Origin of the sequence: Pantoea sp. RIT-PI-b (genome assembly GCF_001187905.1) — a bacterium.
In the GTDB taxonomy this organism is placed as follows: domain Bacteria; phylum Pseudomonadota; class Gammaproteobacteria; order Enterobacterales; family Enterobacteriaceae; genus Pantoea; species Pantoea nemavictus.
The window spans coordinates 25,696-44,305 of sequence record NZ_LGIS01000016.1; the positions used below are offsets into that span (position 1 = coordinate 25,696).

Here is an 18,610-nt window from a genome sequence, read left to right on the forward strand (position 1 = left end):
AACAAACGGTTAATTTTAGTGGCAGATAAAAGAAAATCTTACAGGTAAAGCCGTGACTCGCCCTTATATCCCACTTAATGCGCTGAGAGCCTTTGAAGCCGCCGCACGTCATCTAAGTTTTACTAACGCTGCGATTGAACTGCACGTTACCCATGCGGCGGTGAGCCAGCAGGTGAAATCACTGGAGCAGCAGCTCGGCTGCCCGCTGTTTGTCCGGGTTTCACGCGGCTTGATGTTGACGCCGCAAGGTGAGAGTTTGCTGCCGGTGTTGAATGACTCTTTCGATCGCATTGCCGATACGCTGGATCGCTTTTCAGCGGGTAGAATGCGTGAAAAATTAAAGGTTGGCGTAGTGGGCAGCTTCGCCACGGGTTTACTGCTGCCGCGCCTGAATGACTTCAATCAACGGCATCCACATATTGAGCTGCAGCTCTCCACCCATAACAATCGCGTCGATCCAGCAGCAGAAGGTCACGATTACACCATTCGCTTTGGCAGCGGGGCGTGGCACAGCACCGAGGCTAAGTGTATTTGCCCCGCCCCGTTGTCACCGTTGTGTAGCCCGCCCATCGCCCGGCAGTTGCAGCAACCTGCTGATGTGCACAAATTCACCCTGCTGCGATCTTTTCGCCGTGATGAGTGGAGCCAATGGTTGCAAAGCATCAACGAGCATCCGCCTTCTCCCGCTCATCCAGTGATGATTTTTGATTCGTCGTTAACCATGATTGAAGCGGCGATGCAGGAAGCCGGCGTAGCGTTAGCGCCGGTGAACATCTTCAGTCACTTGCTGCAAACCGGACGGCTGGTGCGCCCCTTTAATGCGGAGATCAATCTGGGAAGCTATTGGCTTACGCGATTGCAGTCGCGCAGCGAAAGCGCCGCCATGACGGCGTTTTCAGTCTGGTTAAGTGAACAGTTTGGCGGGGATAAACGGAGTACATCTTAGGGTGTTTTCAGGAAAAAGTAATATTCATCCGCTACTTAAGGTCAGCAGTTTCAACCTTGCCATCCGCGTTGAATGTCATCAACACGTGCCACGCTGAACGATCGGTAATTTTGAAATAATCGCCATCATTTTCACGCATGAAACCCTGTTCCACCAGTGCCGCAAAAGCACGCGCTTTAGGTTGTGCCACAACACGTGATTCCAGAAAGGAAACGATCTTGCGGCGCTCAGCTTCCTGCGTATTTTTTATCTGCTCAGCAGCAGGATGATTAGCCTCATTCTGCGCTTTGGTTTTGTGAATATCGCACCAGGTTGCCTCTGTTTGCATGTCGCATCCCGAACGTTCAAGGGCAGAACGATGCGCAGCGCTGATAGCCTGTGCTGGACTCACTGCCATGATCGCTATCAGCAGCAGTGCACCGCGTAAAAATTTTGTGATCATTACTTCTCTCCCGTTAGACATTGCGTACAGACCGAATTGACAATTCTTTACGAAGCGTAAGGTAGGCGACCCGCTATTGCCATACCTTGATCTGCATCAGGCTTTACCGGAAGTTTCTAACACGTGAAATAAGGATATGCCCAGTAATGCCGTTACGATCGCGCAAGTAGCGGAGATGGAACATAGATAGAGTCAATGAGAGGGCTGTCATTAGCAGCATGCGATGTTAGAAGCGTCGAGGGTTTTATCCAAGGCAAGAAGCCTCACGCAGAGGTGCGTAAGGCAAGCTATCTTTCACTAAAATCACTCTTGCTCTTCAGCAATCAGCGTCAGTTTTTCGTCGGTGGCTTTTTCTTCTTCCAGCGTTTCACCCAGCAACTTAGCCGCATCCTGATAATCGAGTTTCAGCGCTAATGCGCGTAACGTCCCGTATGTAGCGATTTCGTAATGCTCGACTTTTTGCGCAGCGCCAATCAGGCCAGCATCTCTCACCGGGCCCTGTTCAACTTCATCAATAATTTCCTGCGCCTCTTCGGCTAATCCTTCCAGCGCATGGCATTTCATGCGTTTAATCTGCACACCTTCGGTAAGCTCTACCAATTGATCAATACGTTCAATTTGACCACGCGTTTCTTCCAGATGCTGTTTAAACGCAGCGACTAGATTAGGATCGGTCGCCGCGCGAATCATTTTTGGCAGTGCTTTAGTGATCTGTTTTTCTGCACTATAAATATCGGATAAATCATGCACGAACAGATCTTGTAATGTTTTAATCGTCATATTATTACCTTTTATAATCGTTTAAATCGTCAGATAAAATTGTGGGTGCGGGATAATCTTCATCCCCGCTGGCACATAAGCCTGACTTAATCATGGTTAACAATCGTTAATTCACAAGCGAAGCCTGAAAAATAAACCCGCCACATTATTAAAATCATTGCCAGACTTAGGTAAAGCGAATCTGGAGACGAAACAATGAAAAAGAGTAGCATTCCTGAACTGTGCTGCGAGATCGTTCATGAACGATCTCTATCGTCACTCAGTTTAATTTCTTTGTATGAAGTTGCCTTTACCAGCGGTAAATATGCCGTGATGCGTTTAGACAATGATCAATCATTTCATCAGGGTGACAAATTTAAACGTGTAAATGACATTTGGTATTGTGATGAGAAATTAATACATCCGCAATCATTTCAATTTGTCGACAAGGCCGAAGCGCAGCGTGCATTTATCGAATATGATAAATAATTATTTTACTGTATTCATATCGTTGGAGGAAAAGCCGCTAACTGCTCTGGTTGCGCAGGTGGCAGTGACATCCAGAAAGCGACATCCATACTCACTTCATACTCAGCATGCGATTCAAGAAAAATATGCTCACCGCTACGCGACTGGCCGCCATACAGCCAGCCGCCCTGCACTTCGCCGCTTTCAAATTGCACAATACACTCCTGCTTATAGCCTGGTGCTTGTTCATTTAAATCAATCCATTCAAGGATATGGCGCATAGCTTTAACCTTTTCATCAATATTTTGAATACCAGGCCGAATCATTTCATCGATTAACATGCAGAAGTGACGAAGCAATAATATTTATTCTTCCATGATAAATAACGATTTACAGTGCGGGCACAACATTGCCTGACCGCGTGCTTGTTTTATTGAGGATTGTGAGCAAAACTTTTTACACACCGGACATTGCGCTTTTACCTCGCGGCGTCCCAGCGTTTCTAAAAATTGGTTTAACCAGCTCATAATTATTTTCCTTTTTCAGATAACTCATTCTAACACACCAGATTTTTTTCACGCCGACAAACCCTTTACGTTAAGATTAAAACCACTCAACTCCATCAATACGCTCAGTTAAATGTTTTAAATTTAGTTTTACTTTTTAAACCAGACGTTAAATGCATTTAACGCTATACTTCCAATAGAATCATTAATTTCCCTCACCTTCCCTCATGCCGTCAATTTCCTGTTGATAGTGTTGGCTTTTATAATCCATTGGATTTTTTTGTGATGCCATTATGAAAAATAAACTTCCCACCGGGTTGATCATAAACAGTAGTGCGCTGCCGGCAACGGAACGTACCAGTATTGAATTTTTACATGAAAGCGGCATTTATCAGGCGAACCGGCCAGATGTTTTTTCCGAGCAGCAAATGGAAAATTATGGCGCGCGATTAGCAAAAACTCATCACCTCTCTACAGCGAAGAAAAGTTATAAATTATTGCAACGTCTGGCAGAGAACGAGCAGGCGCTGATAAAAAGTGCGGAAATATTAAGTACCGGTGATAAGCGTAATCTGACGCCTGCCGGCGAATGGCTGTTGGATAATTTCTATATTATCGAAGAGCAGATTCGCATGGTACGCCAACTACTGCCGACCAAATTTGGTCAGGGATTGCCCGCGTTAACCGAACCTAGCCACACGCTGCGCATTCAGGCGATTGCTGATGAGATGATCAGCCACAGCGACGGTCGTCTTGAATCGGCGGTGTTATCACGCTTTATTCAAGCCTATCAGCGCGTTACCCCGCTGCTAATGGGTGAGCTCTGGGCGCTGCCAGCCATGCTGCGCTTTGCGTTACTCGATAACCTTGCGCGCATTGCCCAGGGCGTAGCCGACATTCATCTGGAAAGAAGCCAGGCGGGTGCGTGGATTGATGAGATCGTTCATCATTCGGCCAAAGATGCCACCCGCGTCATTCAGGTAATTGCTGAGATGGCGCACAAAAATGAGCAGTTGTCCGGAGCCTTTGTCGCTGAACTGGCGCGCAAGCTCAATGGCCAGAATCACTCACTGGCGCTAACCTGGGTTGAACAACATCTGCTTAATACCGGCCGTAATACCGCGGATGTGATTGAACAATTTAACCGCCAGCTGTCGCTGAGCCAGCTTTCCGTCAGCAACAGTATTACCGGACTCCGTCAGCTGGGTGAAATCAACTGGCAGGATTTTGTTGAATCGCTGAGTCTGGTGGAACAGGTGTTGGTGCAGGATCCGGCGGGGATTTATCCGCAGATGCACTTTGACAGCCGCGATCAATATCGCCATGTGATAGAGGAGTTAGCGCGACAGAGCCAATTTGATGAGCTTGCAGTCGCCAATCAGGCACTGACGCTGTGTCGTCAGGCTGGATTGCCGCCGCGCCAGCAACATATCGGTTATTTCTTGCTGGATAAAGGGCGCACGCAGCTTGAGCAACAGCTGCAGCCGCGCAGTTCCTTGCTGAGTCAGGCACGCCATCACCTGAGTCAGACGCCGCTTCTCTCCTGGTTAGGCAGCCTGACGCTACTCACCACCGCCTTTAGCGCCGAAACACTGCTGGTCACCCATCACGCCGGTATGTCTGTGGTGCTGTGGATCTTATTAGTGCCAGCGGTGATCTTAATCAGCAGTCAGCTCGCCCTGCAGCTGCTGAGCGAGGTCACGACACGCACCCGCCATCCGGTTCCTTTGCCACGCCTCAATTTCGAACAGGCGGTGCCCGATGGCGACCGCACATTGGTGGTGATTCCCTGTCTGATCAGCACAAAAACCGGCACGGATACCCTGTTACGCTCGCTGGAAACCAGCTATCTCGGCAATGCCCTCGACAACATTTCGTTTGCGCTATTGGCCGATTTCACCGACAGCGTGGCCGAACATGAGGTGCAGGATGATGAAGTCATTGGCTATGCGGTGCTGAAAATTGAGGCGCTGAACCGACGCTACAGTAGTAAAGCCAACCACGATGTGCTGTTTACCTTGCTGCACCGCAATCGGGTACATAACCCGTCGCAGGGCGTATGGATGGGTTACGAGCGCAAGCGCGGCAAACTGCATGCGTTGAATCGCTGGCTGCAGGGTGAAGCGGAGATGTTTAACGTCATCGTCGGTGCCAATCAGGCGCAAATGCGCACGGTGAAATACGTCATCACCCTCGACAGCGATACTATCCTGCCGCGTGAAACCGCCCACAAGCTAATTGGCATCATGGCGCACCCGCTGAATGCCCCCGTTTTCGATGAGCGCTTAAACCGCGTGGTGGAAGGTTACGCCATTCTTCAGCCGCGCCTGGCGGAAGAGATTCCACCGTTCGGACAAGGCCTCTACGCGCGCCTTTCCAGCAGCGTGCCCGGAAATGATGCTTACTCCTCAATGTCATCAGATATCTATCAGGATCTGTTTGGCGAAGGCTCGTTTGTCGGCAAGGGAATCTATGATGTGGCAGCGTTTTCGCGCGCGACGCGTAATACCTGCCCGGAAAATCTGGTGCTCAGTCATGACCTGCTTGAGGGCTGTTATGCGCGATCCGGCGTGGTCAGCAATGTGGTGCTGTATGAACATTACCCTGACAACTATTTGAGCGATGTCGCGCGCCGTTTTCGCTGGGTGCGCGGTGACTGGCAGCTACTTAACTGGTTGCGGCTGCAGGTGCGTCTTGAAGATGGCGGCCATCAGCCTAATCCGCTCAGCGCGCTTTCGCGCTGGAAATTGTTCGATAACCTGCGACGTAGCCTGGTGGCACCGGCATTGCTGCTGCTGATCTGCCTGAGCTTCACCACTGTAGCTAATCCCCTGTTTTGGCTCAGTTGCATCGTCCTCTTCCTGCTACTACCTGGCATTCTGGCGCTGGGCATTGAGGGCATGCGCAAAAGTAAAAAGCGCGCCTGGCAACATCATTTATCTATCCTCGCCACCGATGCATTGACGCGACTGAGCAGAGCGGGACTCACCCTGGCGACCTTACCGCATGAAAGTTACTGGTCGCTGAAAGCGATTATTATCACGCTGTGGCGACTCAACGTGAGCGGGCAATTTCTGAATGAATGGAAAAGTGCCTCGGCTGGCAGTGCCGCAAATGTCCCGACCCTGCGTCATTTCTATCGCGCTATGTGGATTAATCCACTGGCCGGCGTTGCACTGTCACTTTTGACCGTCCTGCTCAACCCCTCATTGACCGCATTGGTCGTGCCGCTGGCACTGCTTTGGCTGGCAACACCGTGGCTGTTATGGCGCTTAAGTAAACCGGCCGAAGCCCGCCAGAAAAAGCTCTCGGTTGAGCAGCAGCAGTTTTTACGTTCTAGCGCCCGACATACCTGGGCGTGGTTTGATGACTTCGTCACCGCCGAGCATAACCACTTACCGCCGGATAATTTCCAGGAGGTGCTGCAGCCCACCGTGGCGCACCGCACGTCGCCAACCAATATTGGCCTGTCACTGCTTGCCACGTTAACGGCCTGGGATTTTGGTTACGTGACGCAGAAACAGGTGATTTCGCGCACCCTCGCCACGCTCGACAGTCTTGATCGCATGGAGCATTTTCGGGGTCATCTCTACAACTGGTATGACACCTACACGCTTAAACCGCTGCAGCCGCGCTACGTCTCCACCGTGGACAGCGGCAACCTTGCGGCGCATCTGGCAACCTTGCAGGCTGGACTGGCGCAGTGGAAACAGCAGCCGCTGCTGTCATTGGCGGTCATCATGGCGGGCTTAAACGACACCTTGTTACTGGCTAAAACGCAGCTCGGTGCCGAACGCAATGACCGCTGGGATGAAGTGGCCGAACAGTTTGTGGTGCTGCAACAGGCTGCACCTGCTGCCATCACTCATCAACTCTCCGCCCTGATTACGCTGAGTGAAATTTTGCTGGCGCAGATGAAGATGCCGCTGCTGCAGGTGAAATGGTTTGAATTGTTCATCCGTCAGCTTGTCGATTTTCAGCAAGAGTGGGCGCTGTTTTTCAGCTGGATTACTCCTGAACATACGCTGCCTGCCACCTTGCCTTCACTTCTGTGGCTGAGCGAATTAGGTACGCATTATCCTGAGCTGGACGCGCAGCAATCGGCTCCGGTGATGTGGGCGGCGCGGGAACGTATGGCGACCTTACTGGAGTTGGAAGGTCGACTGGACGATCACGCCAAAATGGATTTCCGCTTTCTCTATGTTGAGAGCACCGCGCTGCTCAGCGTCGGTTATAGCCTCGACAGCGGCCTGCTCGATAAAGGCAGCTATGACCTCTTCCCCTCCGAAGTGCGGCTTACACATTACTTTGCGATCTCAGCCAATCAGCTTCCGGTAAAAAGCTGGTTCGTATTGGGCCGTTTATTCACGCAGCTTGATAACCAACCGGCGGTGATGTCGTGGAGCGGATCGATGTTCGAGTATCTGATGCCGCATCTGGTGATGCCGGTGTACCCGGATACGCTGCTGGAAAAAATGGCGTTATCCGCAGTGAAGCAACAAATCGCCTCTGGCGAAGCCGCGCAGATTCCGTGGGGGGTGTCAGAATCGGCTTACGCCGCCTTTGATGATAGTCAGAACTACCAATACAAAGCGTTTGGTACGCCGGAACTGGGCCTGAAGCGCGGCCTGAGCGATGATCATGTCGTTGCGCCCTACGCATCGATGCTGGCGTTAATGGTGCTGCCGCTTCAGGCCATCGATAACCTGATGAAGCTGAAAAAAATGGGTGCCTGCGGTAAGTATGGATTTTATGAGGCGCTCGACTTTACTGCTCATCGGCTGGCGCGCGGTCAGCAATTTGTCGCCGTTAAAACCTACATGGCGCATCACCAGGGCATGGGATTACTGGCGATTTCGCATCTGCTACTCAATGCGCCGATGGTGGAGCGTTTCATGTCGAGTGCACGCTTCCAGTCCTCATACTTACTGCTGCAGGAGCGAGTGCCGGACGACATTGAGCTCTATACGCCGCGTCGTCAGTTTGTCGACAACTCAGATAATAAGCCGCGCTCTGACGCGCCCGAACTGCGCGAGTTTAGCGGTGCGGCCGCACATCTGCCGCAATTGCAACTGCTGTCGAACGCCAATTACCACGTGATGGTCACGCAATCTGGCACCGGCTATAGCCTGTGGAAAGGGCTGGCGTTAACCCGCTGGCGCGCGGATGGCACCTGCAACCAGCATGGTATCTTCTGCTATATCCGCGATCGCCAGTCCGGCGAGGTAATTAGCCCAACATTCCAGCCGAGCGGCGTTACACAGGCGCAGCATCTGGCGCGTTTCACCAACGCCGGCGCGGAGTTTGAGGCGCGCAGTGAAAGCCTCAGCGCACGTCTACATGTGGTGGTATCACCGGAAGATGATGTGGAAATCCGCCGCCTGGTCCTGACCAACCATTCACGCCAGCTGCGCGAAATCGATATCACCAGTTATGCCGAAGTGGTGCTGGCGCCTGCTGCCAGCGATCTGGCACATCCGGCGTTCAGCAACCTGTTCGTGCAGACCGAGATTGTTGCCGAGCTTGAGGCGATTCTAACGCATCGCCGTCCGCGCGAAGCCAAAACCGATCCGGTGTGGATGTTTCACGCCCTGCTGATTCATGGCACGAGCGAGCGCGACACCCACTATGAAACCGATCGCGCGCAGTTTATTGGCCGTGGCAATACCACCGCCAATCCACAAGCCGTTGCGCCCGGCGGCGTCCTCAGCGGCAGTGCGGGATCGGTGCTTGATCCGCTGCTCTCCATTCGCCAGAAAATTCAGCTCAAGCCCGGTAAATCCATCACGCTCGATCTGCTGTATGGCGTCACCGAGCAGCGTGCCGCCTGCCTGGCGCTGATAGAGAAGTATCGCAATAACGTCTACGCCAATCGGGTGTTTGAAATGGCGGCGTCGCACAGCCAGGTGGCGCTGCGTCAGCTCAATATCGCCGCTGAAGATGCCAGTTTGTATAACCAACTCGCCAGCGCGGTGATTTTTGCCAGTCCTGAAATGCGCGGCGATAGTCAACGTTTGCTGCAGAATCGTCTGGGCCAGACCGCCTTGTGGCGCCACTCGCTGTCGGGCGATCTGCCTATTGTGCTGGTGCGCATTGAAAACGGTACGCAACTCAGTCTGGTGAGTAACTTGATTAAGGCGCATCAATACTGGCGGCAAAAAGGGCTAACGGTGGATTTAGTCATCCTCAACGGTGAGCAAGGAGGCTATCAGCAACTGCTGCAAAACCAGTTGGTTAAGATGATTGCCAGCGGAGATGTCCAGCAGCTTACCGACAAACCTGGCGGCATCTTCATCCGCCAAAGCGATCACCTGGTGTTTGAGGACATCACGCTGTTACTCAGCGTGGCGGCCGTAGTGCTGGAAGGACGTCACGGCAGTTTAGCCGATCAGCTCACGGTGCTATTAAAACTTCAGCCCACGCCGCCATCCGCTCACTTCCTGCCCGCTAAACATGCCGCGCCTGCGCCCGTCAGCTTCACGAAGCCTGACACCCTGCAGCTGTTTAACGGCACCGGCGGCTATAACGCGGATGGCAGCGAGTATCATATTTTGCTGCCTGAGGAGCATCAGACGCCTGCTCCCTGGTGTAACGTTCTGGCCAACAAGCAGTTTGGCAGCGTGATCTCTGAAAGTGGCCAGGCTTACAGCTGGTATGAAAATGCGCATGAGTATCGGCTGACGCCGTGGCATAACGATCCGGTAAGCGATACCTCGGGCGAAGCCTTTTATCTGCGCGATGAAGAGAGCGGCGATGTCTGGTCGCCGATGCCGCTACCGCTGCGCGGTAAAGGCGATTATTTAACCCAGCACGGCATGGGTTACAGCCGCTTTATGCACCAGGAGCAAGGCATTTGTAGCAGCATCACCACCTTTGTCGCCGGTGAAGATGCGGCGAAAATTACCCTGATTCAGCTCAGCAACCTATCCGGCAGAACCCGTTATATGTCGATTACCGGCTACGTTGAATGGGTGTTAGGTGAACTGGTAAGCCAGTCTGCACGCCATGTACAGACCTCCTCGGCGAACGTTGAGTCTGGCAGCGCCATCCTTGCGGTGAATCCTTACGTCAGTGCTGGCTCGACTCGCACTGCGTTCTTTGCCGCATCGGGCAATCAAATCGCCTTCAGCGGCAATCGTCTTGAATGCCTCGGCCGTAATGGCTCGACGCGTAACCCGGCGATGATGCAAGCGCGCGGACTTTCGGGTAATACCGGTGCATGCCTGGATCCCTGCGCCAGCCTGCAGACGCTGACCACGCTCATTGATGGCGATACGCGCACCTTCGTCTTTGTTTTAGGCGCGGCAGAAGATAGCGGATCGGCTTTGGCGCTAATGCAGCAGTTCCTGCCGACCGATCGCGCGGAAGCCGAGCTGGAGAGAGTCAAAAGACATTGGCGCGGCCTGTTAGATAAAGTGGCAGTGTTTACTCCCGATCGCGCGGTGAATTTGCTGGCGAATCGTTGGTTGCTGTATCAAACCCTGGCCAGCCGATTACTGGCACGCAGCGGCTATTATCAGTCGGGTGGCGCCTTCGGCTTTCGCGATCAGTTGCAGGATACGCTGTCTCTCACCCATGCCGCACCGCAGCTGCTGCGCGATCAATTGCTGTTGTGTGCCTCGCGACAGTTTATTGAAGGCGATGTGCAGCATTGGTGGCATCCACCTTCAGGACGCGGTGTCAGAACGCGCTGTTCGGATGATTACCTCTGGCTCCCCTTTGCGCTTTGTCATTACATCAGCGCCACGGACGATCTGGCGCTACTCGAACAGCAGGTTGCCTATCTTGAAGCACCACCTCTGCCTGCTGAGGAGGAATCGGTGTATAGCCTGCCGAACATCAGCCAACAGAGTGAAAACCTGTGGGATCATGCGTTACGCGCCATCAAGCATGGCCTGAATTTTGGTGAGCATGGGCTGCCGCTGATGGGATCTGGCGACTGGAATGACGGCATGAGCGCGGTCGGCATCGCCGGCAAAGGCGAAAGTGTCTGGCTGGGCTTTTTCCTCTACACCGTGCTTACCCGCTTTGCTGCACTCTCAGAACGCCTTGGGAAAACCGAGACCGCCAGCCTGTGTCAGCGCCAGGCCGATGAGTTAAAAACCGCGCTCAACCAGGTTGCGTGGGATGGCGAATGGTTTCTGCGCGGCTACTTCGACAGCGGTGAAACGCTGGGGTCGCACAGCAACGCCGAGTGCCGTATCGATGCCATCGCCCAGAGCTGGTCAGTGCTGTCGGGCGCGGGCGATCAAGCCAAATCTGCCTCGGCGATGCAGGCGCTCGATCGGCAACTGGTCGATAGCGATAACGGATTGATTAGGCTGCTGACGCCGCCATTTAACGGCGTTGGCCCCAATCCTGGCTACATCCGTGGCTATCTACCGGGCATCCGGGAAAACGGCGGCCAGTACACTCACGGCGCGCTGTGGGCGATCATGGCATTTGCCGAAATGGGCCAGGTCGACCGCGCCTGGGCGCTGCTGGCGCTGATCAACCCAATCAATCACAGCCTGAATGCCGCTGATGTAGAAACCTACAAGGTGGAACCTTATGTGATGGCCGCCGATGTCTACAGCGCCGAGAATCATGAAGGCCGAGGCGGCTGGACCTGGTACACCGGCTCTGCAGGCTGGGCCTATCAGCTCATCATCGAGAGCCTGCTGGGTATCACCCGCCATGGCGATAAGCTGCAGCTGCGGCCGCGTCTTCCGGCGGCGTGGCCGGGCGTAAAAGTGATCTATCGCGAGGGTGAAGGCGTTTATGAGATTGATATCACGCGTGCGTCAGGGGATTACCAGCTGTGGCTGGATAATGAGCGTTGTGCCGCCGACCAGATCACCTTGAGCAGCGCAGCCGGACACCATCAGGTGAGGATTATCTCGGACGGTAACCATCACTCGGCTCATTAGTTTTTGCCATAGCTAGCAGTGGAAAATAGTGCAGCACGCGCTAAGCGGCTATTTTAGGGTAATTCTCCCCTACAAGGAGAATTAGCCATGAGCATCTTATCTCCCGGAAATCGCCGGGATTTTCTGTCAGCGGGCATGAAGCTTACCGCTGCTGGCACCTTACTTAGTGCCGGTATGAGCAGCAGCGCCTTCGCCGCCCAGACTTGCCAAACCGTCAATCTCAGTCGCATTGATGCCAGCCACTATCTTTTACGCAACGTGCGACTGGAAGAGGCGTTTATACGCAAAAATGAGGTAATTACGGCCACACGCACCGGTTTGTATGACATCGAAGTGAGTGCCGGAAACATTGTCGCCATTCATGCTGCGGGTGTCAGTCGCAGCCTTCCCACGTGGGATGCCGCCGGTTATCTGTTGCTGCCCGCCACGCGTGACATGCACATTCATCTTGATAAGACTTTCTACGGTGAAGGCTGGCGCGCGCCGCTGCCGCGTCACAGCGTCATCGATATGATTCATCAGGAAGAGCAGATTTTGCCTGAGCTGGTGCCCACCTCTGAAATCCGTGCCGAGAAGCTGATCGGTCTGTTGCAATCCAAAGGCAGTAGCGCAGCGCGCAGTCATTGCAATATCGACCCGGTTAGTAAGTTACAAGGTCTGGAACACCTGCAGCAGGCGATTGCCCATCATCGCGACGATTTTCACGCCAACATTGTCGCCTTCCCGCAGCACGGTTTATTACGTTCAAAAGTGGAAGGCATGATGCGAGAAGCGATGAAAATGGGCGCACATTATGTCGGTGGACTCGATCCCACTAACGTTGACGGCGCGATGGAGAAGTCGCTGGATACCCTGTTTTCAATTGCGATCGATTTTGCGGCACCAATCGATATTCATCTGCACGAAACCGAACCGCACGGCGTGGCAGCGATCCGCTATATGCTGAAAACCGTGATGGAAAACCCGCAACTGAAAGGCAAAGTCACCCTCAGTCACGCCTTCGCGTTGGGCACGTTACAGGGTAACGAACTGGCCGCCATGATTGAGCAACTGAAGGAGCAACAGTTCAGCATCGCCACCACGGTACCGATTGGCCGCGTAATCATGCCCTTGCCCCAGCTGCGTGCGGCAGGCGTACCGGTGTGGTCTGGCACCGACACCATCGCCGATCACTGGCAGCCTTTTGGCAGCGGTAGCATGCTGGAAAAGGCCAACGTTTATTCGCAGCTGTATCGTGGCCCGGATGAGTATTCACTTAGCCGCGCGTTAGGCATCGCCACCAACGAAGTGTTACCGCTGAACAGCGAGGGCGAGCGGCAATGGCCGAAAGCGCAAGACACGGCGACGATGATGTTAGTCAACGCCAGCTGCTCCGCCGAAGCCGTGGCGCACATCGCACCGGTGATGGCGACCTTCTATAACGGCAAGCAGACGTTTGGTGCGCTAGCGAAGGTGTGAATCTCTGGACAGGTGCGCATTATTGCGCACCTTATAAATCCTCTAAGGGCGCCATTCATAACACCAAGTGAATAGCGAGCATGGGAAAATGCTCTACCTAATCGAGTGTATAAGCATTATGGTGATATTCGTGATATGTGTTATATTTACGCAATAAAATCATTTTCATCACGAATATCACCATTATCACTCCCGGAGGGCGTTATGAAAACTCGCACAACAGCAGGACAGGATAATCGCCGCTTCACACTTTTTTCCGTGGATGAAGTGATGAATACGACACCTACAGAAGCGATCGCACTGGAAGATATTCCACACGATGAAGCCAGTGAATATCTGCTGGTCCGCTTGCCACGTAATAGCGTGTTGCCGGAATTGATCATTGCGGTAGAAAGCGCAGTCGCCACGTTAGCGGGTATTAAAGCTCGGGTGCCAGTCGTTGAAGACCTGTCGGTTAGCAAGATTAGCCAGCAAGAAAATGACACCTTCACCGATCGTAACTATCGTCGCCTTGAGGCCCTCCGCCATAAGGTTTTTAACGAAGGTCACTGGTTAACGGCCAGAGAACTTAGCGCATTACGCGGCGATGCGGCAGCAAAAAGTAATCCGGCGGCGCAAGCTAATCGCTGGAAGAAGGCGGGTAAGATTTTTGCAGTCACCGAGGCCGGTCGGGATTGGTTCCCTTCCTGGGCTTTGGACGAAGGTGGCCAACCGCTGCCGATAATGAAGCCTATCCTCGCCGTTTTTGGTGACAGTAAGTCATCCTGGGCAATCGCTTTTTGGTTCCACGCCCCCAACAGTTGGCTAGGCGGTGCGCGCCCCATCGATCTGTTGGCAAGGCGGCCGAGTGATGTACTCAAAGCAGCACAGGCTGAAGCTGAAGGACCCATCAATGGCTGATTGGGTGAACGTCCCCTTTCCGCCTGAGAATGCCCTACTTCGCCCAACAATCTGGCCAACAGGCTGTCATTTTGATCGCGTACATGCCCGGCAGTTTGGTGCGGCTGAATTTAACCCTGGTTTTGGTCAGGCGCGCTTTAGCCCGCTGATTCTTCGCGATGGCCGCACTGTGCCTACTTTATACGCCGGCGAGAATGTGGCCGTTGCACTGATGGAAACCCTGTTGAGGGACTTACCCCTAAAATGTGCGGGCTATCCGGTTGATATGCGTAGGCTTGAATTAGTAATGCACAGCCGTCTATTACCCCGCGCCCCCCTTGCCCTTCTTGACCTCAATCCTCGCAGCCTTAAGCTTCTCGGCATTACGACCACGCTCTTGCTCGGCTCAATGGCCGATCATTACAAGATTACCCAGCGCTGGGCGGCAGCACTTTATGAAGCTAATCCCAATGCGCAAGGTTTGAGTTGGGCTTCGCGTCAACATGGTGGTAAAGCGCTGATGTTGTTTGGCGATCGCGTTAATGTGGATGCACTTATGCCAGTAGCATCATCTTTACCGGCATCGCAGTCACCGCCTTTACTCGCCGCACTGGAAGATTTGGCTGATGAAATGGCTTTGGTGTTAATCAACTAAAACAAATCCACCCATCAACTATTCATAGCTAATTTAGGTATTTGCCTCGCTGTAGGCTTTTCCTTAGCCTGCGATCATCTACAGGAGAGGGACTTATGACAACACCAACATTACCAGTCGCGATTGTTACCGGCGGCAACAGCGGCATTGGTCTGGAAACCGTAAAACTGCTGGCGAGCGATCATCAGGTTTATGCCATCGGGCGTAATCCGCAAACGCTCCAGGCGCTGGATGCGATAGCGAATGTGATTCCGCTGGCGCTGGATATCACGGATTTTGCCGCCGTGGCCGCCTTTGCCGCAACGCTTGAACGGGTCGATGTATTGGTGCATTCGGCGGCGATATCAATACTCAGCACTACCTTTTCGGCTACGCCAGAACTGTGGCAACAGCACTTAAATATTAACGTCATTGCACCGGCCGAACTTACGCGTCTAACCTTGCCCGCACTGCGTGCATCTCACGGTAAAGTGGTGTTTATCAACTCCGGTTCGGGGACGTTGGCGCTGGCCGGACACGTCGTCTATTCTGCGTCAAAATTTGCACTCACCGCGCTGGCGCATGCGCTACGTAGCGAAGAGAGCGAGCATGGCGTGCGCGTGGCGACGGTCGCGCCCGGTCCAACCGATACGCCGATGAATCAGGCTTCACGCGCGCGCGCCGGTAATCACGCACCGATCAACCCACAAGAGTATCTCGACGCCTCATCCGTGGCGCGCGCCGTGCGGTTTATTATCGATAGTCCTGAAGATACGCAGATTGCCGATATCGTTATTCGTCCGCGCAGAGATAAAGCAAAGCGTTGATTTAGCGAAAAAAAACAGGTTCACTTCAGGGCTGCCAACTGGCAGCCTTTTATTTTTTCATCTTTTTAGCAATATCTTCACCGCTCATTCGTCTACCTCATCACAAGCAATTATCCGTTAATGTAATGAGGAACAAACAATGAGAGATTTTGATATGCGCAGACACCATCGTGGAGATCATTTTGGCGGACACCGCCTGGCGAAACCGCTATTGCTGGGTGCGGTGATTATCGCTGCGCTTGGTTTGCTGGTGATGTCGCTGTGGAATGCGCTGTTGCCGGGTATTGTCGGTGTCAAAAACATCGGCTTCTGGCAGGCGCTGGGATTGTTGGCACTGTGCCGCATTCTGTTTGGTGGTTTAGGTTTTCGTCCCGGCATGTTCGGCATGGCGCGTCGTCGCATGCACGAGCGTTGGATGCAAATGACGCCGGAGCAGCGTGAAGAGTTTATGCAGCATCGCCGCGATCGCTTTGGTCACCGTGGACATCACGGACGTTGCGATTGGCATGATCGTCGTGATGATCGCGGCGATCGTCCGCAGCCAGAGGCGAATGCCGCCAAATCCAGCGATGCCGAGTAGTTGTGATGGCGCAGGATTCACTGCTGATGTCGGCGATCACCACCTGTCGAACTAAGCTGAAAGCGTTTATCCGCGGTCGTACCGCAGTGCGTGATGATGCTGACGATATCTTGCAGGAAGTCACGTTTAAGCTGATGCAGCTGGAGCAGCCGGTGGAGAATGTCGCCGCCTGGCTGTTCCGCGCGGCGCGCAATGAAATGACCGATCGGGCGCGGAAAAAGCGTGAGCTGCCGTTGGCCGATTTTTTCAGCGGCGGCGAAGATGGCGATTTCCCTGAAGATGAGCTGGCCGAAACCTTATTTGGCGTGCCGCAAACGCCTGAAGATGAGTATCTCAAGGCGCTGCTGTGGGAAGAGCTAGAGGAAGCATTAGCGGAATTGCCCGACGCGCAGCGTGAGGTGTTCGAGAAAACCGAACTGCTCGGTTACAGCTATAACGAACTGGCGCAGGAGAGCGGTTGCAGCGTACAGGCACTGTTATCGCGTAAACACAAAGCGGTACTGTTTTTACGCACGCGGCTGCGTAATCTCTACGACGAACTCACCCAATAACCCGATTGCCTGGCAATCGGGTTGCGCTTTTACCACCACTTTTCCGCTTCCTGCGGCTGCAAAAATTGCACGCCCTGCCCAATTTTCGGCATCGACAGTTTTATCTGCTGTTGCTGCGCTAACGCGACGATTTGATTAAGCGGATCGTTCCATGGATGAAACGCCAAATCGAAAGTCGCATTATGAATCGGGAATAGCCATTTCGCGTTGAGATCTAAGAAGGCTTTAATCGTGTCTTGCGGCAGCATGTGAATGTCGGCCCAGCGGCGGTCGTAAGCACCATTTTCCAGAAACGCCATATCGAAAGGACCGAATTTATGGCCAATCTGTTTGAAGCCGTCGAAATAACCCGAGTCGCTGCCAAAGAACAGGCGAAATTCCTCACTAATAATGCTCCATGAGCACCATAAACGTTTATTGCCATCAAATATGCCGCGTCCGGAAAAATGCTGGGAGGGTGTTGCGACAAATTGAATACCCGCGATATTTTTGGACTCCCACCAATCCAGCTGGGTGATTTTCTCCGGCGCTACGCCCCACGAGGTGATTAGATCGCCCACGCCGAGCGGCGTCAGGAAATAACGCACGCGATCCTTAAGTTGCATGATGGTGTGATAATCCAGATGATCGTAATGATCATGCGAAAGAATGATCCCTTCAATCGGCGGCAACGCTTCCAACTGAATGGGCGTTGGCTGGAAGCGTTTCGGTCCGAAGCGTTTAAATGGCGATGCGCGCTCAGTAAATACCGGATCGATTAGCCAATACTTTTCCTGCATTTTAAACAGCAATGAAGAGTGCCCGAGTCGATAAACGCTATTATTCGCGGCGGCGTCAAGCTGCTGCGCGTCAAGCTTGATCAGCGGAAGTGCATCATCCGGAACGGTATTTTTCGGCTTGTTAAAGGTGAAATCCCAGAACAATTTAATGAACTTCCCCAATCCCAGCTGCTGGCGCGGAACCTTATTGTTAAACCTTTTGCCATCAAACTGCGCCGATTGCGGATAGCTTTTAATAGTGCAGCGAGAAATGCTCGAACTATTCAACATTGATCTTTTACCTCTGATCGCGGGTGCTTCAGAATATCCACTTTCATTGCGTTGCACATCGCATATTGGGCGGTGTTGTGCTGGCGTTTAACTGCGCATGACATCAATCCTGCAGACGATTAGATTGACTGTTTTGCTTGAATTTACGAGGGAAAATGAAACGTTTATTTGTTTATGGAACACTGCAGCCAGGCCACGCCAATGCGCATATTCTGGAAAGTATCGGCGGGGAATGGCTAGCCGGATCGGTTAGCGGGACCTTCTACGCGCGTGGCTGGGGCGCGGCGGCCGATTTTCCCGGCATCGTTTTGCAGCAAAATGGGCCACAGGTGCCAGGTTATCTGTTCATCTCTGAGCAACTTGAACCGCACTGGCCGATGCTGGATGAATTTGAAGAAGGCTACGATCGGGTGGCCGTTGATGTCACCACCAGCGATGGAAATCAGTTAACGGCGTGGATTTATCAGCTGCAGCCGCAACAGTGAAAAGCTCCAATGTAAATGCAACCATGAGTACTGCCTGAAGATAACGAACTGAAGTTCTTCTTCCCAGTCGCCAGTATTCCAGCGTTGCTTTAATCGCGCCCATGTTGATAAAGGGTC

15 protein-coding genes are annotated in these 18,610 nt (G+C 53.1%); 10 read left to right on the forward strand and 5 right to left on the reverse strand.

Annotated elements, in window-relative coordinates; translation table 11 throughout:
- The first annotated feature begins 52 nt into the window (after positions 1-52).
- On the forward strand, positions 53-946 hold the full coding sequence (gene ampR, locus AC790_RS09790) for a LysR family transcriptional regulator AmpR (protein ID WP_049851633.1): 894 nt from the start codon (positions 53-55) through the stop codon (positions 944-946).
- 31 nt (positions 947-977) lie between these two features.
- Here ampR and AC790_RS09795 read toward each other — a convergent pair whose 3' ends face one another.
- Both AC790_RS09795 and AC790_RS09800 read right to left on the reverse strand, forming a co-directional pair.
- The gene (locus AC790_RS09795) at positions 978-1,388 is read right to left on the reverse strand and encodes a hypothetical protein (protein WP_049851634.1); all 411 of its coding nucleotides are present in this window, start codon (positions 1,386-1,388) and stop codon (positions 978-980) included.
- A gap of 303 nt (positions 1,389-1,691) precedes the next feature.
- Positions 1,692-2,168 carry a ferritin-like domain-containing protein gene (locus AC790_RS09800; RefSeq protein ID WP_009128031.1) on the reverse strand — a complete coding sequence of 159 codons (477 nt, stop codon included), beginning with the start codon at positions 2,166-2,168 and terminating at the stop codon, positions 1,692-1,694.
- Positions 2,169-2,363: 195 nt separating this feature from the next.
- Between AC790_RS09800 and AC790_RS09805 the strand changes: the two genes are divergently transcribed.
- Positions 2,364-2,636 carry a hypothetical protein gene (locus AC790_RS09805; protein WP_049851635.1) on the forward strand — a complete coding sequence of 91 codons (273 nt, stop codon included), beginning with the start codon at positions 2,364-2,366 and terminating at the stop codon, positions 2,634-2,636.
- 14 nt (positions 2,637-2,650) lie between these two features.
- On the opposite strand, the gene AC790_RS09810 is transcribed toward AC790_RS09805, so the two are convergent.
- On the reverse strand, positions 2,651-2,956 hold the full coding sequence (locus AC790_RS09810) for a hypothetical protein (protein ID WP_235440737.1): 306 nt from the start codon (positions 2,954-2,956) through the stop codon (positions 2,651-2,653).
- Between the two features lie 24 nt (positions 2,957-2,980).
- Positions 2,981-3,142: a YnfU family zinc-binding protein gene (locus AC790_RS24975; protein ID WP_162838739.1), complete on the reverse strand. Its 162-nt coding sequence runs from the start codon at positions 3,140-3,142 to the stop codon at positions 2,981-2,983.
- Between the two features lie 272 nt (positions 3,143-3,414).
- Here AC790_RS24975 and AC790_RS09815 point away from each other — a divergent pair, with 272 nt between their 5' ends.
- The 7 genes from AC790_RS09815 to AC790_RS09845 all read left to right on the forward strand — a co-directional run bounded on the left by AC790_RS09815 (position 3,415) and on the right by AC790_RS09845 (position 16,959).
- Entirely contained in the window at positions 3,415-12,030 is an 8,616-nt protein-coding gene (locus AC790_RS09815; protein ID WP_049851636.1) for a GH36-type glycosyl hydrolase domain-containing protein, read from the forward strand.
- 87 nt (positions 12,031-12,117) lie between these two features.
- The gene (locus AC790_RS09820) at positions 12,118-13,488 is read left to right on the forward strand and encodes an amidohydrolase (protein ID WP_049851637.1); all 1,371 of its coding nucleotides are present in this window, start codon (positions 12,118-12,120) and stop codon (positions 13,486-13,488) included.
- A gap of 204 nt (positions 13,489-13,692) precedes the next feature.
- A complete protein-coding gene (locus tag AC790_RS09825) occupies positions 13,693-14,388 on the forward strand; it encodes an antitoxin Xre/MbcA/ParS toxin-binding domain-containing protein (protein WP_049851638.1) in 696 nt (231 codons plus the stop codon).
- Positions 14,381-15,022, forward strand: a complete 642-nt coding sequence (locus AC790_RS09830; RefSeq protein WP_049851639.1) for an RES family NAD+ phosphorylase — start codon at positions 14,381-14,383, stop codon at positions 15,020-15,022. Before AC790_RS09825 ends, AC790_RS09830 begins: the two co-directional genes overlap by 8 nt.
- A 95-nt stretch (positions 15,023-15,117) precedes the next feature.
- Positions 15,118-15,828, forward strand: a complete 711-nt coding sequence (locus AC790_RS09835; protein ID WP_049851640.1) for an SDR family oxidoreductase — start codon at positions 15,118-15,120, stop codon at positions 15,826-15,828.
- A gap of 139 nt (positions 15,829-15,967) precedes the next feature.
- Positions 15,968-16,408, forward strand: coding sequence for a hypothetical protein (locus tag AC790_RS09840; RefSeq protein ID WP_049851641.1), 441 nt, complete (start codon positions 15,968-15,970; stop codon positions 16,406-16,408).
- Between the two features lie 5 nt (positions 16,409-16,413).
- Positions 16,414-16,959 (forward strand): RNA polymerase sigma factor, encoded by a 546-nt coding sequence (locus AC790_RS09845; RefSeq protein WP_049851728.1) that lies wholly within the window; start codon positions 16,414-16,416, stop codon positions 16,957-16,959.
- Between the two features lie 29 nt (positions 16,960-16,988).
- Here AC790_RS09845 and AC790_RS09850 read toward each other — a convergent pair whose 3' ends face one another.
- Positions 16,989-18,008, reverse strand: a complete 1,020-nt coding sequence (locus tag AC790_RS09850; protein WP_049851642.1) for an MBL fold metallo-hydrolase — start codon at positions 18,006-18,008, stop codon at positions 16,989-16,991.
- Between the two features lie 155 nt (positions 18,009-18,163).
- On the opposite strand from AC790_RS09850, the gene AC790_RS09855 reads away from it, so the two are divergent.
- Entirely contained in the window at positions 18,164-18,493 is a 330-nt protein-coding gene (locus tag AC790_RS09855) for a gamma-glutamylcyclotransferase family protein (RefSeq protein WP_049851643.1), read from the forward strand.
- Positions 18,494-18,610: the final 117 nt, after the last annotated feature.